Source organism: Polynucleobacter kasalickyi, assembly GCF_900176405.1.
GTDB lineage: Bacteria > Pseudomonadota > Gammaproteobacteria > Burkholderiales > Burkholderiaceae > Polynucleobacter > Polynucleobacter kasalickyi.
Window position 1 is genome coordinate 97,733 of sequence record NZ_FWXJ01000009.1, and the last position, 18,605, is coordinate 116,337.

Sequence of the window (18,605 nt, forward strand, 5' to 3'; positions counted from 1 at the left end):
TGCCAACTTGCAGATTGTCGACGGTGTTGAAGCACTCATTCCCAGTATTCGGGCCTTCCGACAGCAAATTCACGCACATCCGGAAACGGCTTTTGAAGAAGTCATTACGGCGGATTTGATTGCTGAAAAATTAATTTCCTTTGGCTTAGAAGTGCATCGTCAGATCGCAAAAACAGGGGTGATTGGTGTTTTAAGACGAGGAGATGGGCCTAGCATTGCTTTTCGAGCAGATATGGACGCGCTGCATATTGCAGAGGCGAATACCTTTGATTACATCTCGAAAGTGTCGGGCAAAATGCATGCTTGTGGACACGATGGTCATAGTGCCATGTTACTCGGCGCTGCTCAATTTTTGAGTACGGATCCAAGCATCCATGGCACCTTAGTCTTTATTTTTCAGCCGGCTGAAGAAAACGAGGGCGGAGCTAGAGTGATGCTAGAAGAGGGTTTGTTTACCAAATTTCCCGTCGATGCCATTTATGGCTTGCATAATTGGCCAGGTTTGGCGGTTGGTCAAATAGCTGTTACGGCCGGACCACTGATGGCGGCGTTCGATACGTTTGAATTAGAAATCCAAGGTCGCGGTGCGCATGGCGCGATGCCGCATGATAGTGTGGACCCCATTTATATAGCTGCTCAAGTGATTAACGGTTGGCAGTCGATTGCTAGTAGAAATGTCAATCCATCGGATGCGGCGGTCGTGAGTGTCACCCAAATCCATGCCGGAGATACTTGGAATGTCATTCCTGCTAATTGTCATTTAAAAGGGACCACGCGGAGCTTTTCACCGGCAGTCAGAAATCTGATTGAAGAAAAAATGCAGGTCATTGCCCAGAGTATTTGTCAGGGGTTTGGTGCTACAGCAACCTTTACGTATCAGCGACGCTACCCAGCCTTGATCAATAGCCCGCAAGAGGCACAGATTGCAAAGCAAGCAGCGGCGAGGGTGGTTGCCAAGGCGCAGGTGGTAAACGATCCGCAACCGAGTATGACGGCGGAAGACTTTGCCTTTATGTTAGAAAAGAAACCTGGCTGTTATGTGTGGTTAGGCAATGGTAGTAGTGCGCAGGGTAAAAATTTACATAGTCCAAAATATGACTTTAATGACGACATCCTACCCATTGGGATCAGTTATTGGATTGAACTGGCCAGAAGTTGCTTAGGGTCCTGAGCATGGATAGAATTTGTATTATTGGCGATAGCATTACCCATGGTACTGGGGATGAAACTCTACTTGGTTGGCCTGGGAAAGTATTTCAGGATTATTCTGCCATCACCATCTATAACCTAGGTGTGAGAGCCGACACGTCGGCCTTGATAGGGGCAAGATGGCAGGCGGAAGCACGGGCCAGACTACCTCAAGCCCAGCAGTGTGGCTTAATTTTTTCTTTTGGCACCAATGATGCGGCGGTTGCCATTGGTCAAGGAATTCGGGTGGAGCTGGAGCAGTCCATTACAAACGCTACCCAGATTCTGACGCAGGCCAAAGCGTGGTTACCTTGTCTTATGATTGGACCTATTCCTGTGATCGATGAGAAGCAACCATTTCATTCAGGTGCAGGTGTTTTTGAATTTAATACGGCACGCATTGAAGCTTACAACGCCGCCTATCAAACACTGGCTGACAAGTTAGCAATTCCCTACCTAGATATTTTTCATCCGCTCAGAGCTAATCCGACTTGGATGGCCTCACAAACAAGCAATGATGGCGTTCACCCCAAGCAGGATGGGTATCAAGAATTAGCCAACTTGGTGCGCTCTTGGCACGCTTTCCAACAATTTATCGGAAGTTAGAAACAACGATTTGTAGTACTTTAATGATTAAGAGGAGTGCCAGCGCTGAGAAATCAAACGTGCCCGTATTGGGTAGGCGTTTTCTAAGTTGGACTAATAGCGGCTCTAAGATGTTTGCCGCTAAGAAGTAGCTAGGAGAACCTTGGGAAATCCAAGACAAAATCACATAGACAAAGGTGATCCCAGAAATAATCGAAAGAAATAAATCAAGGTACTGAATCAGTGCACTCAGTAGGATGGGTAATAACAACCTCGACAGTTCGCTAAACAAGGTATGACTGAAGAGTGACAAGATAATAATCTTGGCGACGATGATCAAGTAACCCGAAATCAAATAGACGAGATTGACTTTACCCGTATTCTGAATCACTTTACGGATCGGTAAAGTCAACCAGTTCGTGACCAAGAGTAAGAAGGAGGCAATTTGGTTGCCGAGTAAGCCATGGACTCTGCCTAAATTGATCCGGAAAAAATCAAAATAACACAACATGAGACATGCCCCTGCAACGGTTGCAGAGGCCAGGCCAACGAAGAGATCCACTATTTGATATATCATCTCGCCATTATATCTTTGATATTAAATGGCTAAACCGTTTGCATCAAATACCCCTTCAAAGAGTGCGGAACTGAGATAGCGTTCAGCGCTATCTGGCAATACCACCACAATGGTTTTACCCGCGTTCTCTGGCAAGTGCGCTAAGCGGCAAGCCACAGCAGCAGCAGCGCCACAAGAAATACCGACCAAAATACCTTCTTCTATGGCGATTCTTCTGGCAAAGGCGATTGCTTCCTCGTTGCTCACTTGTTCGACTTGATCAATGATGCTCAAATCAAGATTGTCTGGAATAAAGCCTGCACCAATTCCTTGAATTTTGTGGGGTGCTGGTTTGATTTCTTGACCAGCTAATTTTTGGGTAATCACAGGACTCGTCGTCGGTTCAACCGCGACGGCCGTAATTGCTTTTTTCATGACGTTTTTGAAATATCGCGTTACCCCAGTAATCGTGCCACCAGTACCCACGCCGGCGACAAAAATATCCACGTTTCCGTTGGTATCTTCCCAAATTTCTGGACCAGTGGTTTTTTCGTGAATCGCTGGATTAGCAGGGTTACTAAATTGTTGTAATAAAACGTATTTCGGATCGCTATTGGCGATTTCGGTAGCTTTGGCAATCGCCCCATTCATGCCCTTGGGGCCTTCCGTCAAGACTAATTTAGCGCCCAAAGCAGCGAGTAACTTGCGGCGCTCCAGACTCATCGTTTCTGGCATCGTTAAGGTAATTGGAATGCCTTTGGCGGCGGCCACAAAGGCCAGAGCAATCCCCGTATTGCCACTGGTTGGTTCAACGAGTTCTTTACCTGGGGTGAGAAGGCCACGTTCGATGGCGTCATTAATCATGGAAGTACCAATCCGGCACTTCACGGAAAACGCTGGGTTACGACCTTCAATTTTTGCCAAAACCGTTGCCTTGGCCCCATCCGTTACCCGGTTTAAGCGGATTAAAGGGGTTTTGCCGATGGTTTGAGAGTTATCTGTAAAGTAGGTCATGGGTATTGCTCCTCTGTAGGTAAATTTTTATGTATCGGGTAATATTACCAAAAGTAAGTCACACGCATCTTTTTCAGAGATGGTGGTCTGAATCGTTTACACTTTTAAGCACTTTTGGAGAAATCACTTGAAACTACTTAAATCCCGCTTTGCCTCTCTCTTATTCACCTTAGCCGCGGTGTCGACTGCCAGCCATGTCTTGGCTGATACCTACCCGAGTAAACCGATTCGCTTGATTGTGCCTGCCGCTGCCGGTGGCACCACCGATATTGCTGCGCGCGTCGTGGCGGATGCCTTGGCAAAAGAGTTAGGACAATCTGTCGTGGTTGATATTAAGGCGGGTGCGGCAGCGATTATTGGCACGCAAGCGCTCATTAGTAGTCCGGCAGATGGTTACACCATCATTATGGGTAATATTGGACCGAATGCCATTAACTACAGTTTGTACAAAACACTGCCTTATAAAGTGGAAGACTTAGAGCCGATCACCATGGTGTTGGCAACGCCGAATGTGTTTGTGGTCAACGCGAACTCGCCGGCTAAAACAGTAGCAGAATTTGTGAGTTTGGCGAAGGCAAATCCTGGTAAATATTCCTTTGCTTCTTCAGGTCGTGGTCAATCGATTCATATGTCAGGAGAAATGTTCAAGTTTCAAGCCGGGATTGATATCGTCCATGTGCCTTACAAAGGCGCTGGTCCTGCTTTAATCGATTTGATGGGTGGACAAGTAAATATGATGATGGACAATTTGCCAAGCTCGATGCAGTTTATTAAGAGTGGTAAATTACGAGCCCTCGCGGTGACGAGTAAATCACGTAGTCCAGAGTTGCCAGATGTACCGACGATGGCCGAAGCGGGCTTTCCGAACTTTGAAGTGACGGCTTGGTTTGGCTTGTTTGCACCGGCCAAAACCCCTAAACCAATAATCGACACTTTATATGCGGCCACTAAGAAAGTATTAAATACGCCGGAAGTGAAATCACGTATTGTGGAGTTGGGCGGCTATTCGCCAGCAGATACACCGGCGAATACGAAATTATTTGTGTTGGCAGAGAAAAAGAAATGGGAACAAGTCGTGATTAATGCGAAAGTTCAACCAGAGTAATGCTGTTTAATACTAGTTTGGATAGTAGATTCAGGCTAGTATTTTTCTCTGTAATTTGATCAAAATAACTCAATATAAAGGTACTGATTCCCTCTATTAAGGGATATTCATTATAAATAAAATAAGCATATCTTGAACATGTTCTAGATATTCCGCATTTCCAGCAAACAAAACTCATAATTGGAAAATTTATAATGGATCACAGTCATAAGTACGAAACTTATCTGCATTTTATTGAGGCTTTAGAAGCACTCAAGAAGATGCCACAGTTCCCACCCCTAGATAGTATTGAATCCGAACTATTAAATGAAATTTCTCTTTGTTGGAAAAAAGAAAATTCATTACTAGTGAACGAAGCAATTTCGATTGATAAAATTGGTTCGCGTGCTACCTTGCATGCCCGTATCAAAAACCTACGCAAAAAAGGGTATGTCGATTTTCATAACGACATTGATGGTCGTAAAAAAATCATTAAGCCGACGATGCTAGCAATGGGTTATTTTTCAACACTGTCTCATTTGTTGGCTGAAGCCGTTGAGAAAAATATGATCAGAGATCAATCTCGCAATCGAAGAAGTACCGATCGTGTGACTGGCGATTCTGTCGCATACGCCTTTAATTAATCGGCCTCGTGTGCTTTGTAAGACGAACACTCTCTAGTCAGCCATTGCTGGAGCTAGCATGTTCGTCCCCAGTTTCGTCAAAATCCTTGATTCATTTTCTTTAGGTAATTTCTAAAGGTATAGCCACGTTAGCGGTATAGCCACGTTAACATTTAGTCATGTTAACAACTGGTACAGATGTCAGTTGCTGGACAGGGATTAGTTTGGCGTGTCGGTCGACGGTGGTTGATTTTCTTTGTTCGCGCGCGCCGCCTTTTTAATCGGTCCTAGGTGCTTTAAAACCGCAAAAAATATGACACTGCAAAGGATCAGTTCGAGCCCGGCCAACCATGGGTTTAAGCCTTTTTCAAACAGCCTGGAAACGCCCTCTAGATAATACAATAAAATCACCATGGAGAGTGCTTGTAACTGGTAGTTAGCGCCTCGGTATAAGCCGGGGAGTAACCACACAATCGGCAAACACTTCAAGACCATGAGCGAACCATGTGGTCTTAAGGGCGCTAAAAACCATTCCCAGGCAACACATAACAGGCAGAGTAAGACGGACGTCACCAACACGGTTTTCTGGTAGGCGTTCAAAGGGTATTTAAAGAGAGTCATCTGGCGTTCGGCTTTGCTTGTTTGAGGAGTTGGGCATACTGCGCTAATTGTCGACCTTGTGCGAAGGCTAAGCTTTGCTCATCTTTCGAAATGGCTAATTGATTACTGCCACCTGCCACGTGCGTCACGCCATAGGGTGTGCCACCTGAACTGGTGTGATGTAATTCGGGCAGAGAGTAGGGCAAGCCCATTAACAACATCCCGTGATGAAAGAGCGGAATCATCATAGTTAATAAAGTACTTTCTTGACCACCATGCATGCTGCTGCTGCTCGTAAAGACACAGGCAGGCTTGCCAGTTAAGGAGCCTTGTAACCACTCACTGGTACTACCATCTAAGAAAAACTTCATGGCAGCCGCCATATTGCCAAAGCGGGTGGGTGAGCCTAAGGCTAAGCCATCACAGTTGGCTAAATCCGCATACTCCGCATAGGGTGGGCCACTAGGCGGAATCTGGGCGGCTACTGCTTCGCTCACAGTTGAGACGCTTGGCACAGTGCGTAAAATCGCATTGGCGCCGCTCACGGATTCAATCCCTTCCGCAATGAGTTCGGCGAGCTGGCGCGTGGCACCATGCCGTGAGTAATATAAAACTAATAAATTAAGGGTTTGCATATTTGTATGATAATTGAAATTGATTCTAAAAATTTTAAACAGCAATGCATGTAAATTCCCGACAGTTAAAAAAAATCCAATATCTAAAAATGGTGTTCTATTTTTGGCGGAAACGCTTTGCTGCGGCACAAATTAATCAAGTCTCGGCTAGTTTGGCTTATACGACCGTGTTAGCGATAGTCCCCATGCTGTCGATTGCGACGATTTTGATTGGTCAGTTACCGCAGTTTATTAATTTACGGGAAGCAATCCAAAGTTGGCTCACCGCCACCCTCATTCCTGGCGTGCTCAGTCACAAGGTCAGTGGCTATTTGATGCAATTCTCTAATCACAGTAAGGGTTTAACGCTGTTTGGTGCTGCCGGTTTATTTATATCGGCATTTTTAACCTTAATGACCATTGAAAAGTCATTTAATCAAGTTTGGCAGGTGAAGGTTAAGCGCTCCTTCTTGAAGAAAGTCATGTTTTATAGCGTCGTGACCGCTTGTGGACCGGTGTTTTTAGGGGTCAGTATTTATTTAACGTCACTCATCATGACCGCCACCCACAAGTTAGATTTTGGTTTTGCCGATCAACTGAATTCATTAGATGTGATTTTCCCCTTCCTCTTAACTTGTATGCCATTTGTGATGTTGTATCGGTTTGGTCCCAATGTGCGGGTGACGAATCAAGATGCCATCATTGGGGGCGCTGTGGCGGCGACGGTCTTTGAACTCACGAAGTATGGTTTTACGATTTTTATCTCACAAGTCCCCGTGTATAAAACACTCTATGGAGCATTTGCGATTGGTCCGTTATTTTTGGTATGGATTTATCTGACCTGGTGGGTGACGCTGGCTGGCGCGGTATTAACTGCGAGCTTGCCCCAAATTCGTCAGGAAGTATTTTCTCGCCACAGTGATTCGGTTGAGCCATCGCACAGCAAAAGATAGGAATAGAATTAGGCTTTACAGAAGACGCAAGTCAGAATAGACTTGAATGAATAATAGTTAAGGAGAACAGCATGAAAGTTAGTGATATTTTGCGCTTAAAAGGGAATACCCTTTATACAGTTGCCCCCGATACATCCGTTGTAACGGCAGTGCATATCATGGCTGAGCATGACATCGGTTCTCTTTTGGTGATGCAGTATGGTGAACTCGTCGGGATTTTGACCTTTCGGGAAGTGATCGGTACACTCGCCAAGTCCCATGGCACCTTGGGTGCGGTGAAAGTGGGTGCGGTGATGGATGAAAGTCCCTTGATTTGTACCCCAGAAACGGCCTTAGATGAAGTGCGGCGGATGATGCTCAACCAGCACGCTCGCTATTTGCCCGTGATGGAACAGCAAATGCTGATGGGCGTGATTTCTTTTTATGATGTGGCCAAAACAGTGGTTGAGGCGCAAGGCTTTGAAAACTCCATGCTGAAAGCGTATATCAGAGACTGGCCAGAAGAGTCGCCACAATAAAATCAGCTCTTGTCACAATAAAATGCCATAATATAGGGTATGGCAGGAAGCACTCTCGGACATCTATTTTGTACCACCACTTTTGGTGAATCTCACGGACCAGCAATTGGTGCCGTGGTCGACGGTTGCCCTCCTGGCTTAGAACTGAGTGCGCAGGATCTACAGATTGATTTAGACCGTCGTCGTCCTGGCACTTCTAGGCATGTGACGCAGCGTCAAGAGCCAGATCAAGTCGAAATTTTGTCAGGTGTCTATCAAGGTAAAACTACTGGGACACCGATTGCCTTATTAATTCGCAATACCGATCAACGTAGCCAAGATTATGGCAATATCTTGGATACCTTCCGTCCTGGACATGCTGACTACACCTACCAACAGAAATACGGGATCCGTGATCCACGCGGTGGTGGCAGGTCTTCGGCGCGTTTAACTGCGCCGGTAGTGGCAGCAGCCGGGATTGCTAAAAAATGGTTAAAAGAGCATTACGGCATTGAATTTGTCGGTTATATGTCCCAGTTAGGTGATCTCGCGATTCCCTTTGAAGACATGGCACATATCCCGCATAACCCGTTCTTTGCGCCCAATCAAACCATGATTCCTGAGTTGGAAGACTATATGGATCAACTGCGTAAACAAGGGGATTCTTGTGGCGCAAAAATTACTGTGACAGCGACTGGCATGCCAGTGGGTCTGGGGGCGCCACTTTTCGATAAGTTAGATGCGGATATCGCTTACGCCATGATGGGGATTAATGCCGTCAAAGGGGTTGAAATCGGTAGCGGCTTTGCGAGTGTGAGTGAACGCGGTAGTTTTCATGGCGATAATTTAACGCCTGAGGGCTTTACCAGTAACCATGCTGGTGGCGTACTTGGTGGTATTAGTACTGGCCAAGATTTGGTCGTATCGATTGCGATTAAACCCACCTCCAGTATCTTAACCTTTAAAGATTCTATTGACGCGACTGGCAATCCTGTCCAAGTGCAAACGAAAGGTCGTCACGACCCTTGTGTGGGCATTCGGGCAACCCCAATCGCCGAAGCAATGCTAGCCTTAGTCGTCATGGATCATGTCTTATTGCACCGTGCACAATGTGCTGATGTGCGTTCTGCGACACCGGTGATTGCCGCCCAAAATCCGCAAACGCTCTAATGTCAGGTAGCCCTAAAGTGGCGGCTAGCCACTATACTTTTGCGGCTTTTTTCTTCTTTTATTTTGGCTATTTAGGGATTGTGAGTCCCTTCATGAGTCTGTACTTTAACCATATTGGCTTTACAGCGCTCCAAATTTCCGTCCTCATGTCGATGCTGCAATTTACGCGGATTATTGGTCCTTTTGCTTGGGGATGGTTTGCGGACCATCGCCGAGACCGCATTGGCCTGATGCGGGTTACCGTGATCCTTGCTTTGATTGTGTTTTTGGGTATCTTTGTTTCAAACCAATTCTACTTTTTATTGGCCTGGATGTTTATCCTCAATACCTTCAGTAGTAGTTTGACACCACTCAGTGAAGCAGTGACCATCCGAGCGTTACAAAAAGAAAATGCCTTTGAGAGTAAATACGGCAAACTTCGCTTGTGGGGCTCGATTGGTTTTATTCTGGCTGTTTCGGTCGGTGGTTTTTGGTTTGAAAAATCTGGCATTGAAACCTTACCTTATGTCGCGCTAGCGTTGATGTGCGGTGTGGTCGTCAGTACCTGGACCCTGTGGGAGCCACCACATGAAGTGTACGAGCGTCAAAAAGGTGAGATCCTCGCTATCCTGAAAAAGCCAGAAGTGATGTGGTTTTTTACTTCGAGCTTTTGTATGATTTTTGCGCATGCGAGCTACTATGTTTTTTATTCGCTCTACCTTACTAAACTAGGATATGGCACACAAACAATCGGGCTCTTTTGGATGCTCGGCGTACTAGCTGAAGTCCTCTTCTTTTATTACCAACGCTTTTTCTTGGCGAAGTTTGGGGCGCAAAAGATTTTGGCGGCTTGTTTTATCGTAGCGGCCTTGCGGTTTGCAACGATTGCCTATTTGCCGATTTTTGGGCTGTTATTACTCATGCAAATTTTCCATGCAATGACCTTTGGGGCGCATCACACTTCAAGTCTGCGCTTTTTGCAACAGTGGTTTAATGGTTCCACCCAAGCGAGAGGTCAGGCTTTATATACTTCGATCTCTTATGGTATTGGTGGCAGTGTCGGCGGCTTTGTAGCCGGCTGGGTCTGGGATGTATTGGGGGCCGAGCATGTCTTTGGCTTATCGGCGATCGCTAGTGTGATCGGTTATTTTGCCATTAAACAATCTATCAAGATTACCCATTCGCATGGGCATCCTGCTTTTTAGGTAAACACTGCAAAACACAGCAAGTTAACTCTGCTGATCAGTCGAATGATTTAAAGAATGCTTTTAGCCTCATTCATCCAATGACAGAGTTAACTGCTTACATACACTTACATGCAGTTCCTTAAGCTTTTGCTGCGGTTAAATCGACCTGTACTTTGCAACCCGGCACCAAGAACTTGCCAACTTCTAAAGTAGTTCTAGGAGGAGGCGATGGGAAATACTCTTTCCAAATTTGATCAAAGTAATAGAAGTCATTCAGGTCTGCTAAAAAGACTTGTGCTTTGACGGTGTCTGCCAAATCAAAGCCACCTTCCCTATATAACTGTTGCAAACGATTCAGCACAAAGCGGGTCTGTTTTTGAATTTCAGAGCCGTAGTAAGGAAAAGCTGCATCTTGATGTGCGATCTGAATGATTGGTGTTTTATGGTCAGAAGCAATTTGTCCGCTGGCGTACAGGGTGTCATCCACCATCACGCCATTACAAAAGGATGGTTGCTCGCTAGTCGCATCTAGCGTAATTTCTCTTTTGGGCGTATTCGGTAATACCCCCCATAAATCGATTTCGATCTTGCAACCTGGCACTAATAATTTTTGTACTTCAACGATGGTTCTGGGTACTGGATGTTGAAAGTACTCTTGCCATACTTGGTCAAAATAATAAAAATCATTGAGATCCGTTAAAAAGATTTGAGCTTTGACGACATCTCGATAGTCGCAACCGGCTGCATCAAAGACGCTTCGAATATTATTTAGAATATAACGGGTTTGTTTTTGGATATCAGAGCCGTAGTAAGGAAACGCTGGGTCTTGCTTCGCTTCAGGACCAACCCCTGTTTGATAATCGGAGGCGATTTGACCTGCCGCATAGAGCACATTTTCGATCAGAATACCCTGAGAGTAGTGGGCCATGGGCGTCGGTGTTTTTTTACCGATAATGACTTGACGGGGCACTTTGGCTTGTACACCCCAGAGATCAATTTCGACTTTACAGCCTGGGACGAGTAAGCCGCCGACTTCCACAGTGGTTCTAGGAGGAGGGGATGGGAAAAACTCTTTCCATACTTGATCAAAATAATAGAAGTCATTTAAATCCTTTAAAAATACTTGCGACTTCACTACATCACGAAAGCTACTGCCAGCACTCTCAAAAACCGACTGAAGATTTTGTAGAATGTACCTTGCTTGCTTTTGAATATTAGAGCCATAGTAGGGAAAGGCTGGATCTTGTTTGGCCTCAGGCGCGACACCCGTTTGGTAGTCTGAAGCGATTTGTCCTGCTGCATAAATGGTATTGCGATGCAAGACCCCTTGGCAATAGTGTGCCATTGGCGTCGGTGTTTTTGCACCTGTAAGAATTTGATTATTCAAGTCTTGTCTCCTCGTTTTTTTTATAAGTAAGTGATTCATTGAACGGTCATTGTTTCTAAAGTTTTATCGTTCAATGAATTTTTATTCTACCTCCAAAGGAAAGTATGATGAAATTGAATTTTAGAGTGCACACACTATGAGGCTGGTTTTTTCCTCATTTAGAGGCATGCCTCGCCTAACAACGGATGTTCTTTGATGAATTGACGCAAAGATATATCAATCCGAGTTTGCCAACCATCTCCAGTTGCTTTAAAAGCTGCAAGCACATCAGGCGAAAGTCGAATCGTCGTTGCTATTTTCTTAGGTGCTTTTTGAGGCCCACGTACACCTAACTTTTGTTGTAAGGACTTTGGAAGCACTTCGTTAGCTGGCTTAAACATCGTTAAATCTTCAGCAAGAAGCTCTCGTACTTCACCAACTTCATTTGTAAGGGGTAATATTTTTTTCATAAACCTTTTGCTCTCTTTTATTGGCTTTACGGAAACTGATGACTCTAATTCCTAAATCAGTTTCTGAAAAACACAACACGTGTAATCGATCATCGAGATAACCCACAGCAATAAATCTTTGTTCAGGATAGCGAAAACGTATGTCCTCTTTTAATAGAGCTGAATCCCATTGGAAGTTAGTAACTTTATCAAAGGGTAAATTACGCTCAAGAACATTTTTTGCATTTTTTTCCAAATCGTAAGTAATGTTCATACAATAAATTGTACATACAAAAAGATTCTAACATTACTTTTTTGTAATAACAATAAAATTATTATGGATAATTTAAGATCACAAATTAAAGTAAATAAAATATTTGTTCTTGAGTTAGATGCCAAGTAAGTTTAAATACGAAGTACCTTAGCAAAAGTATTTAAAAATTAAATGTGAACACTCATTTTCAAACCTAAAGCACTAATTATTTTCGAAATCGTGTCAAATTTTGCTTGAGATTCTTCTGATAAAGCTTTATGTAGACTTTAACGACCTAAACTAGGATCTTTGGCAACATTCGCCATACCTTTGGCTATATTGCCAAGTGCACGAATAAGTTCATTATGGTCAGCATCTTCTAAGACTTGAGACAAGTATTCAACCATAGCCTCTTAGCTATCAAGATAACTTGAAATCTCAAAGCTTTTTAATTTTTTGTTTTTTTAGAACTCACTACTAAATTTAGATTCCTGTAAGCACAGATGATTATTTGCTATATAAAGTTTAATAATAAGGCCCTTTAATTTCAATCGTAAATATCAGTACTTAACCTTGGTGTTTATGTGGTTAAATATGGTAAAAATATGGAAATATTGCTTAAAATTAAGGAATGATGAGAATGCAAACAGTCGCTACAAAGATTCATCCAGCTATATTTAACTCTATTCCACAGTCTGATGATTTAGGGTTATTTAAAAAGTCGGGTAAGCCTGACTATGACAAAGTTAAAGATATTTTGGGTTACACAAAGCAGGACATATCCATAGCCTCTGGCATACCTATTGGGTCAATTCGTTTTGACGATAAAGTTCCAGCAGAGTTAACAGAACGAGTGCTTGAATGGGCAACAGTAATTGCGCTTGTCCATAGCTTTTTCAATGATCAAACAAAAACAATGCTTTGGTTTAAAGTGCCAAATCCATTACTTGGAGATGTAGCACCCCGAGATATGATCAAAGTTGGTCGATACAAGAAACTACTTAAATTTATCCAAACAGCTTTGGAAGAAGGACGTTAATTGGCAGGACAGAAACCAATTATCTCGCCTAAAGTAAAGAGGGCTTCTAAAATTAAAAAACCACCCATCAAGGATATGGGAAAAGAGGTCGCTGACCTCCTTGAACAAGGCAGTTTAACTAACCTTCAAAAGGCCAAACAACTCAGCCAGGATTATCTTAAACATCAATGGGACTTTTATTCTGAATTAGCCTTTCAAAGAAATACAATTGCTGAAGAGTTGATTGACTCTATTTCTGAGAGTTGTATTGAAGACTATCAGTTTGAATCCTGGCAGCGTGCATTAACTTGGAAATACACAAATCACCCCTTATGTACTATTGGTAGTTTGAAACAATACGGTGGACGATTCAATATTGGTGAAAACATCTCTCCAAGCAGCGCTCTCAAAACATTTTCGGCTTTTTATATCGCAGAGGATCAACCTACAGCAAGAGCAGAGGCATTTGGAAGTCCACGGGTAGGAAGTTCTTTGACTCCTGAAGAAATATCTTTAACAAATAAGCGCTCTTATGCCTGCATAAGTATTTCAGGATCATTAGATAAAGTGTTTGATCTAACCAAAAAATCTTCGCTAACTAAATTTGTTCGTTTAATCTCGAAATTTAAGATTCCAAAGCCTATTTACGAATCTGCAACACGCCTAAATCTTCCAACTCCTACCTTAATTAACTCTTCAACCTTGTTGATGGAGTCTTTATTAGCAAGCGACTGGAGGAAAGAGCCTGCGCAGGCTGACATTCCTGCAAATGGTCAAATATTTGGTCAAATGGCACATAAGGCTGGTGTTGATGGAATCTTATTTAAGTCATCCAAAACAAGAAAACTTTGCCTAGCAATATATCCGTCAAACTTCGCAAACGGGAATTCTTACATCCAGTTAGATGATGAGCCACCTGAAAAATGGATTGTGAAGAAGATTGACTCTGGCAACTTTAAATTATGCGAAAAAAATGCTGATGAGATTCAATTAAAAGGAACATTAAATCTATAGCAATTTTGATATGTGCGGTCTAAGTAATTTATAAAAGATTGATGAAGACTCTTGGGAATATAGTTCTAAGATTGAATCAGTTGAACTCCTTAAATAATTGGTACAACCATTTAAGAATTAAATGTAAACGCTTTTATAAAAAAGAACCACAACTTATTTCGCAAAATAAGGATATTGATTATTTGTAGGGATGTTAGTGATGGAGCGCTACCTAGGGCTAATCTCAACGCCATGTAACGCTACCATTCATCACATGCCAGAGTAATTAGGACCGCCACCACCTTCAGGTGTGACCCAGACAATATTTTGAGTCGGATCTTTGATGTCACAGGTTTTACAGTGCACGCAGTTTTGTGCATTGATTTGTAACCTCTCAATCCCATCATCCTTAACGTACTCATATACGCCTGCTGGGCAATATCTAGATTCTAAGCCAGCGTATTTAGCCAGATTCGTATTGACGGGTGTGTCAATATTTTTAAGGGTTAAATGTGCCGGTTGATTTTCTTCATGGTTCGTATTTGATAAGAAGACAGAAGAGAGGCGATCGAAAGTAATTTTGCCATCCGGTTTCGGATAATCAATCGGCTGATGATACTCAGCATTCTCGATATAACGATGATCAGCTTGTTTGTTTTTAAGCGTCCATGGCATTTTGCCACCGAGGAGTTTTTGTTCAAGTCCTACCATGATGGTGCCGGTGAGTAAACCCTTGGCCATCCAAGGTTTGAAGTTTCTTGCTTTTGATAATTCTTGATGTAACCAACTTTGCTTAAATTGCAAAGGATAACTACTCAGTTCATCATACGAACGGTTATCGCTAATTGCCTCAAAAGCAGCTTGGGCAGCAAGCATGCCTGACTTGATGGCACTGTGTGAGCCTTTAATTCTGGAGGCGTTTAAGAAGCCAGCATCACAACCAACGAGTGCACCACCTGGGAACACAACTTTTGGTAGGCTCGTTAACCCACCTGCGGTAATGGCACGGGCACCATAAGAGAGACGTTTGCCACCCTCAAAAAACGGTTTAATTTTCGGATGTAATTTATAACGTTGAAACTCTTCAAAAGGAGAAAGGTACGGATTTTTATACGATAAGCCAACGACCATACCCACTGCAACTTGATTATTTTCTAGATGGTATAAAAACGATCCACCATAGGTGTCGGATTTGAGCGGCCATCCAGCGGTATGTACGACGAGTCCAGGCTGATGTTTCGCCGGATCAATTTCCCACAGTTCTTTAATACCAATTGCATAGGTTTGTGGTGCTGAATTTTTATCTAATTGATATTTGCTAATCAGTTGTTTACCTAAATGACCACGCGCACCTTCCGCAAAAATCGTGTATTTGGCTCTGAGTTCCATCCCTAGTTGAAAGTTTTTGGTGGGTACACCATCTTTACCTAGACCTTGGTTGCCAGTCGCAACCCCAACGACACGTTGCTGATCATCATATAAAATTTCTGCCGCTGCAAAGCCCGGGAAAATTTCAACGCCGTAACCTTCGGCTTGTTCACCTAACCAACGGGTAAAGTTCGACAAACTCACGATGTAATTACCGTGGTTTACAAAGCAGGCGGGTAAGAGCAGATTCGGCGTCTTAATCGCACGAGACTTGGTCAAAAATAAAAAACGATCTTCGGTCACCGGCGTATTCAACGGGGCACCAAGTTCTTGCCAATTAGGGATCAGTTCATTCAAAGCAATCGGGTCCATGACCGCGCCGGAGAGGGTATGCGCACCCACTTCAGATCCTTTTTCTAGGACACAGACGGAAATCTCTTGATTATTTTTTTGCGCTAGTTGCTTCAAATGAATGGCAGTGGATAAACCCGCTGGGCCGCCGCCAACGATCACAACATCGTAATCCATCGATTCACGTGGACCTTGCGTTGCTAAAAGTTCTTTATTAATTTTGTTAAGAGTCGAATTACTAAGCATAAATAAGTGATCTGGCTAAATGATGAACAGTGTAATTATGACATTTTCGGTGTACATTAAATAAATTTTGTAGCTTTGACCATAAAATTACAAAAAAGCAAATGAATTGGGACGCAAGGCCGCTGAAAAGCAAATGCTGAATAGAGCAGGGGTTGTCTCAATGGTGTTGGCGAGATAGTTGGTTTAAAACGGATTGAAAGGGGTTTTGATGGCGTATCAAATCGATTTACAAGGCAAAGTAGCTCTGATTACGGGAGCTTCTAGTGGACTGGGCACACAATTTGCGAAAACCCTGGCACAAGCGGGTGCCACTGTGGTTCTCGCAGCGAGGCGTTTAGATCGTTTACAAGCCTTGGCCCAGGAAATTGCGCAAGCGGGTGGCACGGCGCATTGTGTGACGATGGATGTAACGCAAACCGAGTCGATTGACGCGGCGATCGCACAGGTGCTTGCCAGCGCCGGTCAGATTGATATCCTGGTGAATAACTCGGGAGTTTCCACGACCCAGCGGATTGTGGATGTCACTCCCAAGGATTACGACTTTGTGTTTGATACCAACACGCGTGGGTCTTTTTTTGTGGCGCAAGCTGTCGGTAAGTATATGATTAAACGAGCAAAAATAGCTCAAGATAGCGGTCATCCAGCGCCTGCGCAGCGGATTATTAATATTGCTTCCGTGGCCGGCTTAAAGGTGCTTTCGCAAATTTCCACCTATTGCATGAGTAAAGCGGCGGTGATTCATATGACGCAGGCGATGGCACTCGAGTGGGGGCGGTACGGCATGAATATCAATGCCATCTGTCCAGGTTACATAGAAACCGAGATTAATGCTGAGCACTGGGAGACGGATTTGGGCAAAAAACTGATCCAAAAACTCCCCCGCAAGCGCATTGGTCAAGCGACTGATTTGGATGGGCTCTTGTTATTACTGGCTAGTGAGCAGTCTGGCTTTATGAATGGCTCGATTATTACAGCGGATGATGGTTTACTGGTCACTTAAGCGAATTGAGGTCAAAAATAGACCAGTTTGGGGAAATGTTCGATAATGTACCATTGTGAAGTTTAGCAATCAAAAAAAGAAAAATTAATTAAGAGTTCAAAGGACAAACAATGAATAAGATATTTGGTTCTGCCAAAGAAGCTTTGGCTGATGTTGTAAAAGACGGCGTAATGATTGCTTCCGGTGGCTTTGGCGTGTGTGGTATTGCTGAAGCCTTGATTCAGGGTGTGAAAGATACTGGCGCTAAGAACTTGACAGTGATTTCGAATAACTGCGGGATCGACGGTTACGGCCTCGGTATCGTCTTAGAAAATGGACAAATTAAAAAGATGATTTGTTCGTTTGTTGGGGGTAATGCTGAATTTGAGCGTCAATTTATTGCTGGTGAAGTGGAAGTAGAACTCACACCACAAGGCACACTCGCTGAGAAACTCCGCTCCGGTGGTTGTGGTATTCCAGCGTTTTATACGAAAACGGGCGTTGGTACTTTAATCGCAGAAGGTAAAGAAACCAAAGTATTTGATGGCGAAACCTATTTGATGGAAAGAACGCTCACCCCTGACGTTTCAATCGTCAAAGCTTGGAAGGCAGATAAGTCTGGTAACTTGGTTTACCGTTTGACAGCCAGAAACTTTAATCCTGTGGTCGCAATGGCCGGCAAAATTACCATCGCTGAAGTGGAAGAGATTGTTGAAAATGGTGAATTAGATCCAGATGAAATTCATACTCCTGGTATTTATGTGCACCGCATCGTTTTAAATGCGACCCCTGAAAAGCGGATTGAACAACGTACGGTGCGTGAAGCATCCATCTAACCAATATAGCGATATTCAAAAGGAATTGATAACATGGCTTGGACAAGAGACGAAATGGCAGCGCGTGCTGCAAAAGAATTACAAGACGGATATTACGTAAATTTAGGGATTGGTTTACCAACTTTAGTGGCCAATCACGTACCAGAGGGCATGGAAGTTTGGTTGCAATCTGAAAATGGTTTGATGGGGATTGGTCCTTTCCCAACGGAAGCAGAAATCGATCCTGATTTAATCAATGCGGGTAAGCAAACAGTTACCACTTTACCTGGCTCCTCTATTTTCTCCTCAGCGGATTCTTTCGGTATGATCCGTGGTGGCAAAATTAACCTAGCAATTCTGGGTGCCATGCAGGTGAGTGAGAAGGGCGATTTAGCCAACTGGATGATTCCTGGCAAAATGGTCAAGGGCATGGGCGGGGCGATGGACCTCGTGGCAGGTGTGAAGCACGTTCTGGTGCTGATGGATCACGTGGCCAAGAAAAAAGATGGCACAATCGATTTAAAGATTCTTTCTGAATGCAGTTTGCCACTGACTGGTGTGCGCGTGGTCGATCAAATCATCACTGACTTATGTGTCATCAAAATTGATGATAATGGTTTACATCTCATCGAATTAGCTCCGGGTGTGACGCAAGAGGAAGTGATTGAGAAAACTGGTGCGAAGCTGCATATTGCACTTTAAATCGTTGTCTTATTG

General features: G+C 43.7%; 21 protein-coding genes and 1 pseudogene. 13 read left to right on the plus strand and 9 right to left on the minus strand.

Features of this window, described 5'->3' with window-relative positions; all coding sequences use genetic code 11:
* Nucleotides 1-7: 7 nt before the first annotated feature.
* The gene (locus tag B8983_RS09230) at nt 8-1,171 is read left to right on the plus strand and encodes a M20 aminoacylase family protein (RefSeq protein WP_439650377.1); all 1,164 of its coding nucleotides are present in this window, start codon (nt 8-10) and stop codon (nt 1,169-1,171) included.
* A 2-nt stretch (nt 1,172-1,173) separates the two neighbouring features.
* Complete coding sequence (locus tag B8983_RS09235; RefSeq protein WP_084283865.1) at nt 1,174-1,794, plus strand: GDSL-type esterase/lipase family protein; 621 nt, start codon at nt 1,174-1,176, stop codon at nt 1,792-1,794.
* On the opposite strand, the gene B8983_RS09240 is transcribed toward B8983_RS09235, so the two are convergent.
* Entirely contained in the window at nt 1,781-2,350 is a 570-nt protein-coding gene (locus B8983_RS09240; RefSeq protein ID WP_084283866.1) for a YggT family protein, read from the minus strand. The genes B8983_RS09235 and B8983_RS09240 overlap by 14 nt on opposite strands.
* 21 nt (nt 2,351-2,371) lie before the next feature.
* Nucleotides 2,372-3,343: a cysteine synthase A gene (gene cysK, locus B8983_RS09245; protein WP_084283867.1), complete on the minus strand. Its 972-nt coding sequence runs from the start codon at nt 3,341-3,343 to the stop codon at nt 2,372-2,374.
* A 127-nt stretch (nt 3,344-3,470) separates the two neighbouring features.
* Between cysK and B8983_RS09250 the strand changes: the two genes are divergently transcribed.
* On the plus strand, nt 3,471-4,448 hold the full coding sequence (locus B8983_RS09250) for a Bug family tripartite tricarboxylate transporter substrate binding protein (protein WP_084283868.1): 978 nt from the start codon (nt 3,471-3,473) through the stop codon (nt 4,446-4,448).
* A 194-nt stretch (nt 4,449-4,642) separates the two neighbouring features.
* Nucleotides 4,643-5,071, plus strand: coding sequence for a hypothetical protein (locus tag B8983_RS09255; RefSeq protein WP_084283869.1), 429 nt, complete (start codon nt 4,643-4,645; stop codon nt 5,069-5,071).
* A gap of 198 nt (nt 5,072-5,269) precedes the next feature.
* On the opposite strand, the gene B8983_RS09260 is transcribed toward B8983_RS09255, so the two are convergent.
* Together B8983_RS09260 and wrbA are read right to left on the minus strand one after the other, a co-directional pair.
* Complete coding sequence (locus B8983_RS09260; protein ID WP_234986987.1) at nt 5,270-5,650, minus strand: DUF2069 domain-containing protein; 381 nt, start codon at nt 5,648-5,650, stop codon at nt 5,270-5,272.
* Nucleotides 5,651-5,667: 17 nt separating this feature from the next.
* Complete coding sequence (gene wrbA / locus B8983_RS09265) at nt 5,668-6,285, minus strand: NAD(P)H:quinone oxidoreductase (protein ID WP_084283914.1); 618 nt, start codon at nt 6,283-6,285, stop codon at nt 5,668-5,670.
* 44 nt (nt 6,286-6,329) lie between these two features.
* Between wrbA and B8983_RS09270 the strand changes: the two genes are divergently transcribed.
* The 4 genes from B8983_RS09270 (at nt 6,330) to B8983_RS09285 (ending at nt 10,068) form a co-directional block, all read left to right on the plus strand.
* Nucleotides 6,330-7,217, plus strand: coding sequence for a YhjD/YihY/BrkB family envelope integrity protein (locus B8983_RS09270; protein ID WP_084283871.1), 888 nt, complete (start codon nt 6,330-6,332; stop codon nt 7,215-7,217).
* Between the two features lie 71 nt (nt 7,218-7,288).
* Nucleotides 7,289-7,735, plus strand: coding sequence for a CBS domain-containing protein (locus B8983_RS09275; RefSeq protein WP_084283872.1), 447 nt, complete (start codon nt 7,289-7,291; stop codon nt 7,733-7,735).
* A 39-nt stretch (nt 7,736-7,774) separates the two neighbouring features.
* Nucleotides 7,775-8,884: a chorismate synthase gene (aroC, locus tag B8983_RS09280; protein WP_084283873.1), complete on the plus strand. Its 1,110-nt coding sequence runs from the start codon at nt 7,775-7,777 to the stop codon at nt 8,882-8,884.
* Nucleotides 8,884-10,068 (plus strand): MFS transporter, encoded by a 1,185-nt coding sequence (locus B8983_RS09285; RefSeq protein ID WP_084283874.1) that lies wholly within the window; start codon nt 8,884-8,886, stop codon nt 10,066-10,068. The genes aroC and B8983_RS09285 overlap by 1 nt, the downstream gene beginning before the upstream one ends.
* Before the next feature lie 121 nt (nt 10,069-10,189).
* Here the strand turns inward: B8983_RS09285 and B8983_RS09290 are convergent, their stop codons facing one another.
* The 4 genes and pseudogenes from B8983_RS09290 to B8983_RS14375 all read right to left on the minus strand — a co-directional run bounded on the left by B8983_RS09290 (nt 10,190) and on the right by B8983_RS14375 (nt 12,525).
* Entirely contained in the window at nt 10,190-11,437 is a 1,248-nt protein-coding gene (locus B8983_RS09290; RefSeq protein WP_159460876.1) for a RidA family protein, read from the minus strand.
* Between the two features lie 158 nt (nt 11,438-11,595).
* Complete coding sequence (locus B8983_RS09295; RefSeq protein WP_084283876.1) at nt 11,596-11,886, minus strand: BrnA antitoxin family protein; 291 nt, start codon at nt 11,884-11,886, stop codon at nt 11,596-11,598.
* A complete protein-coding gene (locus B8983_RS09300; RefSeq protein WP_084283877.1) occupies nt 11,858-12,139 on the minus strand; it encodes a BrnT family toxin in 282 nt (93 codons plus the stop codon). Before B8983_RS09300 ends, B8983_RS09295 begins: the two co-directional genes overlap by 29 nt.
* A gap of 167 nt (nt 12,140-12,306) precedes the next feature.
* Nucleotides 12,307-12,525: pseudogene (locus B8983_RS14375) on the minus strand (addiction module antidote protein).
* 233 nt (nt 12,526-12,758) lie between these two features.
* On the opposite strand from B8983_RS14375, the gene B8983_RS09310 reads away from it, so the two are divergent.
* Complete coding sequence (locus B8983_RS09310; protein ID WP_084283878.1) at nt 12,759-13,157, plus strand: hypothetical protein; 399 nt, start codon at nt 12,759-12,761, stop codon at nt 13,155-13,157.
* Nucleotides 13,158-14,150, plus strand: coding sequence for an RES domain-containing protein (locus tag B8983_RS09315; protein ID WP_084283879.1), 993 nt, complete (start codon nt 13,158-13,160; stop codon nt 14,148-14,150).
* Between the two features lie 249 nt (nt 14,151-14,399).
* Here the strand turns inward: B8983_RS09315 and B8983_RS09320 are convergent, their stop codons facing one another.
* Nucleotides 14,400-16,094, minus strand: coding sequence for an electron transfer flavoprotein-ubiquinone oxidoreductase (locus B8983_RS09320; RefSeq protein ID WP_200806885.1), 1,695 nt, complete (start codon nt 16,092-16,094; stop codon nt 14,400-14,402).
* 208 nt (nt 16,095-16,302) lie between these two features.
* On the opposite strand from B8983_RS09320, the gene B8983_RS09325 reads away from it, so the two are divergent.
* From B8983_RS09325 to B8983_RS09335, 3 genes are all read left to right on the plus strand, one after another.
* Nucleotides 16,303-17,094 (plus strand): SDR family oxidoreductase, encoded by a 792-nt coding sequence (locus B8983_RS09325; RefSeq protein WP_084283880.1) that lies wholly within the window; start codon nt 16,303-16,305, stop codon nt 17,092-17,094.
* Nucleotides 17,095-17,204: 110 nt separating this feature from the next.
* Nucleotides 17,205-17,909, plus strand: a complete 705-nt coding sequence (locus tag B8983_RS09330; protein ID WP_084283881.1) for a CoA transferase subunit A — start codon at nt 17,205-17,207, stop codon at nt 17,907-17,909.
* Between the two features lie 33 nt (nt 17,910-17,942).
* On the plus strand, nt 17,943-18,590 hold the full coding sequence (locus B8983_RS09335; protein WP_084283882.1) for a CoA transferase subunit B: 648 nt from the start codon (nt 17,943-17,945) through the stop codon (nt 18,588-18,590).
* Nucleotides 18,591-18,605: the final 15 nt, after the last annotated feature.